This window comes from Pedobacter sp. (genome assembly GCF_040513095.1).
Taxonomy (GTDB): Bacteria; Bacteroidota; Bacteroidia; order Sphingobacteriales; family Sphingobacteriaceae; genus Pedobacter.
Map to the genome: position 1 here is coordinate 1 of NZ_JBEVDX010000169.1, position 7665 is coordinate 7665.

Annotated in this window: 7 protein-coding genes; all 7 read left to right on the forward strand. The window is 43.1% G+C overall.

The window, feature by feature from the left end:
* Nucleotides 1–94: 94 nt before the first annotated feature.
* Nucleotides 95–1099, forward strand: a complete 1005-nt coding sequence (gene gap / locus ABWY16_RS18875) for a type I glyceraldehyde-3-phosphate dehydrogenase (protein WP_353906222.1) — start codon at nt 95–97, stop codon at nt 1097–1099.
* Between the two features lie 172 nt (nt 1100–1271).
* Nucleotides 1272–2465 (forward strand): phosphoglycerate kinase, encoded by a 1194-nt coding sequence (locus ABWY16_RS18880; RefSeq protein WP_353906223.1) that lies wholly within the window; start codon nt 1272–1274, stop codon nt 2463–2465.
* Nucleotides 2466–2695: 230 nt separating this feature from the next.
* The gene (gene mraZ, locus ABWY16_RS18885) at nt 2696–3163 is read left to right on the forward strand and encodes a division/cell wall cluster transcriptional repressor MraZ (RefSeq protein ID WP_353906224.1); all 468 of its coding nucleotides are present in this window, start codon (nt 2696–2698) and stop codon (nt 3161–3163) included.
* Nucleotides 3153–4058, forward strand: coding sequence for a 16S rRNA (cytosine(1402)-N(4))-methyltransferase RsmH (gene rsmH / locus ABWY16_RS18890; protein ID WP_353906225.1), 906 nt, complete (start codon nt 3153–3155; stop codon nt 4056–4058). The genes mraZ and rsmH overlap by 11 nt, the downstream gene beginning before the upstream one ends.
* Entirely contained in the window at nt 4055–4474 is a 420-nt protein-coding gene (locus ABWY16_RS18895) for an FtsL-like putative cell division protein (RefSeq protein ID WP_353906226.1), read from the forward strand. The genes rsmH and ABWY16_RS18895 overlap by 4 nt, the downstream gene beginning before the upstream one ends.
* Nucleotides 4464–6563, forward strand: a complete 2100-nt coding sequence (locus ABWY16_RS18900) for a PASTA domain-containing penicillin-binding protein (RefSeq protein ID WP_353906227.1) — start codon at nt 4464–4466, stop codon at nt 6561–6563. The genes ABWY16_RS18895 and ABWY16_RS18900 overlap by 11 nt, the downstream gene beginning before the upstream one ends.
* A 3-nt stretch (nt 6564–6566) precedes the next feature.
* On the forward strand, nt 6567–7665 hold a 1099-nt coding region (locus tag ABWY16_RS18905), incomplete at its 3' end, for a UDP-N-acetylmuramoyl-L-alanyl-D-glutamate--2,6-diaminopimelate ligase (protein ID WP_353906228.1).

Below are 7665 nucleotides of genomic sequence, written 5' to 3' on the forward strand. Positions count from 1 at the left end.
TACCAAGTTATATAAACCTGATGTAAAACAATCACAATTCCTCCCTTTTCTAACCAGAATATAGCTAGTTTTGTGCCCTTCAAAATAATCTAAAATGAAATTAGCTCTGAATGGTTTTGGCAGGATAGGCCGGGTATTTTTACGTGCGGCACTTGAAAAAAACATCAACGTAGTAGCCATAAATGATCTTGCAGATCCGGCTACACTTGCACATCTTTTTAAGTACGATACAGTTCACCGTGGCTTTAAAGGTAATGTATCATTTGACGATGAAGCAATTGTGATCAACGGAAAAAGAATACTGGTTTTAAAGGAACCTCAGCCAAAAAGTTTACCATGGGCTACTTTGGAAATCGACCTGGTTTTGGAAGCAACCGGAAAATTTGCAACCAGGATGGGAGCAGAGCAGCATCTTGCTGCTGGTGCTAAACAGGTGTTGATTTCTGCACCGGCAGATAAAGATATTCCTATGTATGTACGTGGGGTCAATGACCATGAGATTGATATCACGGCAGATATTATTTCCAATGCTTCCTGCACCACCAATAATGTAGCGCCCATGCTGAAGATCCTGGATGATAACTGGGGGATCCTGGATGGCTACATTACGACTGTCCATTCTATGACAGGGGATCAGAACCTCCATGATGCACCACATAAAGACCTGCGCCGTGCCAGGGCTGCTTCTGCATCAATTATTCCAACCAGCACCGGGGCCGCAAAAGCTGTCACCAATATTTTCCCTCACCTGGACGGAAAGTTGGGAGGGGCAGGAATCCGCGTCCCTGTATTAAATGGCTCGCTCACGGATTTTACTTGTATTTTAAAGAAACCTACAACAATTGAAGAGATCAACGCAGTATTTAAACATGCAGCTGAGAATGAAATGAAAGAGGTCCTGGAATATACTGAAGATCCGATTGTTTCGGTAGATATTCTTGACAATACCCATTCATGTATTTTTGATGCTCAACTTACTTCTATCGTTGGTGATCTTGTAAAAGTAGTAGGGTGGTACGACAATGAGTCGGGTTATTCAGCAAGATTGGTAGATTTGGTATTGAAAATAGCGAAGCAGAAGTCGGCAGCAAATACATAAAGGCTTTGCAGCAGCGCTGATTAATTTTTAAATAATCAGCTTACATCTGCTCAGGGTTCTTATATTTGGTGCAACGAATAAAATACGGTATGAACAGGGCTGATCGCTGATGTCTTTGCAGACATAAAGGGAAAATAAAACCAGTCTATTTTACATAATTTAAATATACAAGATGAAAACAGTTGACCAATGTGATTTTAAGGATAAGAAAGCTCTGATCAGGGTAGATTTTAATGTACCTCTGGATAAAGATTTCAGTATCACAGATGATAAAAGAATGCGTGCAGCTTTACCAACTATCACCAAAATTTTGAATGATGGCGGTGCTGTGATCTTAATGTCGCATTTAGGTCGCCCGAAAGGTGGCCCTGAAGAGAAGTATTCCCTTAAACACATCCTGGGTGATCTGTCAAGAATGCTTGATCTTGAAGTAAAATTTGCAGACGATTGCATTGGTGCTGATGCAGCTGAGAAAGCAAAAAACCTGGAGCCGGGACAGGTTTTATTGCTTGAAAACCTGCGTTTCTACAAAGAAGAAGAAAAAGGAGATAAAGAATTTGCCGGTAAACTGGCTAAATTAGGTGATGTATATGTAAACGATGCGTTCGGTACAGCTCACCGTGCACACGCTTCAACCTCTATCATCGCAGAATTTTTCCCTACTGAAAAATATTTCGGTTACCTGATGGCTGAAGAGCTGAAGAACGCTGAGAAAATCAACAATAACGCTGATAAACCTTTTACAGCGATAATGGGCGGAGCTAAAGTTTCGGACAAAATCCTTCTGATTGAAAGCCTGCTGGACAAAGTAGATAACCTGATCATCGGTGGTGGTATGGCATATACTTTTGCAAAAGCACAGGGTGGTGAAATCGGTACTTCATTACTGGAAGCCGACAGAATGGAATTGTGTTTGGAATTGCTGGAAAAAGCCAAAGCCAAAGGGGTAAATATCCTGCTTCCGGTAGATACAGTGATCGCTGATAAGTTTGATAACGATGCCCAAAAGAAAAATGTAGATTCTGGTCAGATCACGGCCGACTGGATGGGATTGGACATAGGTCCAAAAACTATTGAGCTGTTCGCTGATGTGATCAAAAACTCAAAAACATTATTGTGGAATGGCCCGATGGGTGTTTTCGAAATGGCTAATTTTGAGCAGGGTACACGCGCAATTGCTGAAGCAGTAGTGGCGGCAACCAAAGAAAACGATGCATTTTCACTGATCGGTGGCGGCGATTCAGCCGCTGCAATTGCAAAATTCGGACTGGAAGATGAAGTGAGTTATGTTTCTACAGGTGGTGGTGCTTTACTTGAGTATATGGAAGGTAAAGAATTGCCGGGTGTGAAAGCAATTAATGACTAAAATAAGCAGAAATAGATAATTTAGCTCAGACATTCAATGAGTTAATGATCAGTTTATAGCAATCTTGGGACGTGAGTCCGATCTTAAAGGCCAATGAAAATTGGCCTTTTTGCGTTTGAGGTGGGGAAAAATGGGGAAAATAGTATGTTGATAACTTTTTTGTGGTAGAATGTGGTAAAAAGTGGTAGAAGTATCTATTTTTACACTACATAAAAAGTGTAGATACTATAATGGTTCAATTGTTAGGAGAATTTGATTGTAAATTGGATGCCAAAGGCCGCATGATGGTGCCTTCGGGTCTGAAGAAACAATTGCCAAACGTTGACCAGGAGGGACTTGTGGTAAACAGGGGTTTTGAAAAACACCTGGTGATCTATCCCAGAAAAGTATGGGAAGACATCGTTGCCGAACTCAGCAAACTGAATCAGTTTGAAGCAAAGACCAGGGAATTTATACGTTTTTTTACACGCGGTGCCACAGAACTGACACTGGACTCTGCCGGCAGGGTAAATTTGCCCAAATCTTTGCTGGAGTATGCTGGTATTGATTCAGAAGTTGTGCTGGCCTGCCAGTTCAATAAAATTGAACTTTGGTCTAAGTCGGCCTATGATAACTTCATGGACAGTGAGCCTGAAGATTTTGCGAAACTCGCAGAAGAAGTGATGGGAAATAAAAGGAGGGTGGAAGATGGAGAATAATTATCACGTACCAGTACTGCTCCAGGAGTGTATTGATGGATTAAATATAAAGCCTGACGGCGTTTACGTTGATGTTACATTTGGTGGCGGTGGCCATTCAAAAGAAATCCTGAGTAAACTGGGCAAAAATGGAATACTGATCGCTTTTGATCAGGACCCGGATGCACAGCGCAACAGGATTGATGATCCGCGTTTCCTGTTTGTTGATCAGAACTTTGCTTTCTTAAAAAATAATCTCCGTTTACTGGGCTACAAACAGGTAGACGGTATCCTGGCAGATCTGGGAGTTTCATCGCACCAGTTCAATGAACCGGAACGTGGATTTTCTACCCGGTTTGAGTCATCACTGGATATGCGGATGGATAAACAGGGCAAGCTTACAGCTGCAGATGTGCTGAACACTTATACTGAAGAAAAACTGCACAGGATCTTCGGTATTTATGGTGAGGTCAAAAATGCGAAATCCCTGGCTAAGTCGGTAGTGACCTTCCGCGCCAACCAGCCGATTGTAACGCTTGCAGATTTTAAACTTGCTGCAGCGGCACACATCCCGAAAGGAAAAGAAAATAAATATATGGCACAGGTGTTCCAGGCTTTACGGATTGAAGTAAATGCCGAGATAGATGTGCTGGAAAGCTTTTTACTGCAGTCGGCCGAAGTATTGAATACTGGCGGCAGACTGGTAGTCATGTCTTACCATTCACTGGAAGACAGGCCTGTAAAGAACTTTATTGCAAAAGGCAAGATCAGGGGCGAAGCGGATAAGGACTTCTTTGGAAACGAAGAAAAACCCTTTAAAGCCATCACCCGGAAAGCTGTTGTGGCAGACGATGAAGAACTCGAAAGAAACAGCAGGGCAAGAAGTGCCAAACTTAGGATTGGAGAAAAATTATGAATAACCAGTTCAGAGAAGAGATAGAGGAAGAAGACGAATTACCGGAAGAACCGATAATTAAACTGAAACCCAAAAAGGAAAAGGATACGGTGAATACCAACCTTTTCTTCAAAAAGCTTTTCACTGAAGGTGCGGTATCAAAAGAAGCGGCAACAGCGATGATGCCTTTTCTGATTTTCCTGTCACTGCTCACGATGTTGTATATCGCGAACAGCCATATGGCAGTAAAAAATATCAGGGATATTGATAAACTAAATAAAGAAGTAAAAGAACTGAGCTGGGAATATAAGTCGCTGAAAGCCGACCTGATGTTCAAAAGCAAGTTGACAGAAGTAGCTAAAAAGGTTGATACGTTAGGAATAAAGGAGCTCACAGAGCCTCCTAAAAAAATTATTGTAAGCAGTGATGAACATTAGAGCTAACATATTATTACGTGTTTATTTGTCCTTCGGACTGATTGTACTGCTTGCCGTGGCAGTATTGATCAGATTATGCGATGTACAATTTGTAGAGGGACATAAGTGGCGTGCCATGGCCGATAGTCTCTCTACAAAGTATATCAACGTGGAGGCTGCCCGTGGTAATATATACTCTAATGACGGCAGTCTCCTCGCCACATCTGTTCCGGAATATGAATTGCGGATGGATATGTTTGCCGGGGGCATCAGCGACAACAAGATCTTTTACAGCAAGGTAGATTCGCTGGGCATGAAGCTGTCGCAGTTCTTCGGTGATAAAACGCCCAAGGAATATTCGCGTATGCTCCGTACAGCCAGGGCTGACAGTGTCAGGTACCTGCTGATTAAACGTAAAGTGAACTACCAGGAGTTGAAAACCCTTCGTACGTTTCCTCTGTATAACATCGGTAAATACAGCGGTGGCCTGATGGCTATCCAGCAAAATAAGAGAATCAAGCCTTTCCAGTTCCTGGCGGCCAGGACAATCGGTTATAAAAACGAGAATGTGTCAAACGGTGTAGGACTCGAAGGAGCTTATGGCGATTATATCAATGGTGAAAGCGGGAAAAGGCTGGTACAGCGGATTGCGGGCGGAGTGTGGATGCCGGTAAACGATGAGGCAGAGATTGCGCCTAAAGAAGGTGCCGATATCATTTCTACGATTGACATCAATATGCAGGATCTGGCACAAAGTGCGCTGGAGAAACAATTGATCCTGAGTGATGCCGACCACGGTACGGTAATCCTGATGGAAGTAAATACGGGTGAGATCAGGGCAATAGCAAACTATACCCAGGTTGCACCCGGAGAATATAAAGAAACATTTAACTATGCCATTGCCGGTAACCAGGATCCGGGCTCTACGTTTAAAGTGGCCTCTTACATGGCACTGCTTGAAGATGAGAAAGTAGATACCAACACAATGGTAAATACAGGATCTTATCATGTTCCAGGTAAAACAATCGTGGATTCTCACGGAAGTATCGGTGTGGTTACAGTAAAAAAAGCATTTGAAGAATCATCAAACGCGGCAATTGCCGAGCTGGTGAGTACACGTTATAAAGATAATCAGGCACAGTTTACGGATCACCTTTACGAGTGGAACCTGAACAAAAAATTAGAACTCCAGATCCCCGGAGAAGCACAGCCGGTAGTTAAGAATCCGAAAAACAAAAGCTGGAACAAAAACCTCACGCTGCCACAAATGGCTTACGGTTATGAAATGCAGCTGACACCATTGAAGATGCTGTCTTTTTATAATGCCATAGCAAATAACGGGAAGTATATCTCTCCAATCTTTGTAAAAGAAATACGCCGTCTGGGCAATCCGGTTGAGCAGTTCAAAGCCAGGGTGATCAATCCGCAGATCTGTTCTGAAAAGACGATGAAAAAAATGCATGCCATGCTTGAAGGTGTAATTACCGAAGGTACAGGTAAACTGATGGGATCACCTTTCTACCGTGTCGCAGGCAAAACAGGAACGGCGCAGGTGGCTGATGGTAATAAAGGTTATAAGGCTAAAAAAAGTTACCAGGCCTCGTTTGCAGGATACTTTCCGGCTGATAAACCTAAATACTCGATCATCGTATGTATCAACGGACCTAAACACGGATACTACGGAGCAACTGTCGCAGGTCCGGTATTTAAGGAAATTGCAGACCGCATTTATGCGAGCGACCTGGAGATGTACAGCAATGTGGCTGATGTACGCCTGGTAGGCAATACAAAAAGTCCGGAAGCGAAAGCAGGACAAAGCAAGGCGGTTAAAAAAGTATATAATGCCCTCGGAATAAAAACACTGTACGCTGCGAAATCAGATTATTTCAACAGTGTGGATACGAGCAACGGGATTGTTTATGAAGAATATAGTTCTGTGAAAGGCATGATGCCAAACGTGGTTGGGATGGGATTGAAAGATGCCCTTTACCTGCTGGGCAATGCCGGGTTGAAAACACGGATCAATGGAAGTGGAAAAGTAATGGCCCAGTCTATCCCGCAGGGAACCAAGATTGGAAAAGGCCTGTTGGTACAATTAGCTTTAAGATAAAAGATGCAGTTGCAGGACGTTTTATATGGAGTAGCGATAACAAACCTGGTTGGCTCAACCAACAGGGAAATCAGTATGTTGACTTTCGATTCCCGCGAGGTAAAGAAAGATGCTGTCTTTTTTGCTGTAAAAGGAACTTTATCTGATGGCCATACTTTTATCAGTCAGACTATAAAAGCCGGTGCGGCAGTGATCATTTGTCAGGATTTACCTGAAGAGAAAGATCCGGCAGTAACGTATATCGAAGTGGATGATTCCAGTGTTGCGCTGGGTATCATGGCAGCAAACTACTATGGAAATCCTTCTGCTGCTTTAAAGCTGGTTGGGATTACCGGTACAAACGGAAAGACAACGATTGCCACCATCTTATTTAAACTGTTCAGGAGCTTAGGTTTCCATACCGGAATGATCTCTACGGTACAGAACCAGATTGATGATGAAATTATTCCTGCCACACATACTACACCGAACCCGTTGGCATTGAACAAGCTGCTGAGGGATATGGTAACTGCAGGCTGTACACATTGCTTCATGGAAGTAAGTTCACATGCGGTAGTGCAGCACAGGATAGAAGGATTGACATTTGTAGGCGGGGTATTCTCCAATATCACACATGATCACCTCGATTTTCACAAGACTTTTGATAATTATATCAGGGCCAAAAAAGCATTTTTCGACGACCTTCCCAAATCGGGTTTTGCGCTGACAAATGCGGATGATAAAAACGGAATGGTGATGCTTCAGAATACGAAGGCATCCAAAAAAACATATGCACTGAAACAACTGGCAGATTATAAAGGCCGGGTGATCGAAAACAGGTTTAGCGGACTGAACCTGGAGATAGATGAAGTAGACGTGTTTTTTAAACTTGTTGGTTCATTCAATGCCTATAACCTGCTGGCGGTGTATGGTGCTGCGATGCTGCTCGACCAGGATAAACTGGCGGTGCTGACAATCCTGAGCAACCTGAGCGGTGCTGAAGGGCGCTTTGATTATGTGAGCAATGCAAAACAGATCATTGGCATTGTGGATTATGCACATACGCCTGACGCTGTACAAAATGTACTGAGCACCATCCATGATATCAGAAAAGGTACTGAGC

Bases quoted from the DNA above. Each gene is read 5' to 3' on its own strand.
- rsmH (WP_353906225.1), top strand. From the start codon at position 3,153: ATGGAGAATAATTATCACGTACCAGTACTGCTCCAGGAGTGTATTGAT.
- ABWY16_RS18895 (WP_353906226.1), top strand. From the start codon at position 4,055: ATGAATAACCAGTTCAGAGAAGAGATAGAGGAAGAAGACGAATTACCG.
- ABWY16_RS18880 (WP_353906223.1), top strand. From the start codon at position 1,272: ATGAAAACAGTTGACCAATGTGATTTTAAGGATAAGAAAGCTCTGATC.
- mraZ (WP_353906224.1), top strand. From the start codon at position 2,696: ATGGTTCAATTGTTAGGAGAATTTGATTGTAAATTGGATGCCAAAGGC.
- gap (WP_353906222.1), top strand. From the start codon at position 95: ATGAAATTAGCTCTGAATGGTTTTGGCAGGATAGGCCGGGTATTTTTA.
- ABWY16_RS18900 (WP_353906227.1), top strand. From the start codon at position 4,464: ATGAACATTAGAGCTAACATATTATTACGTGTTTATTTGTCCTTCGGA.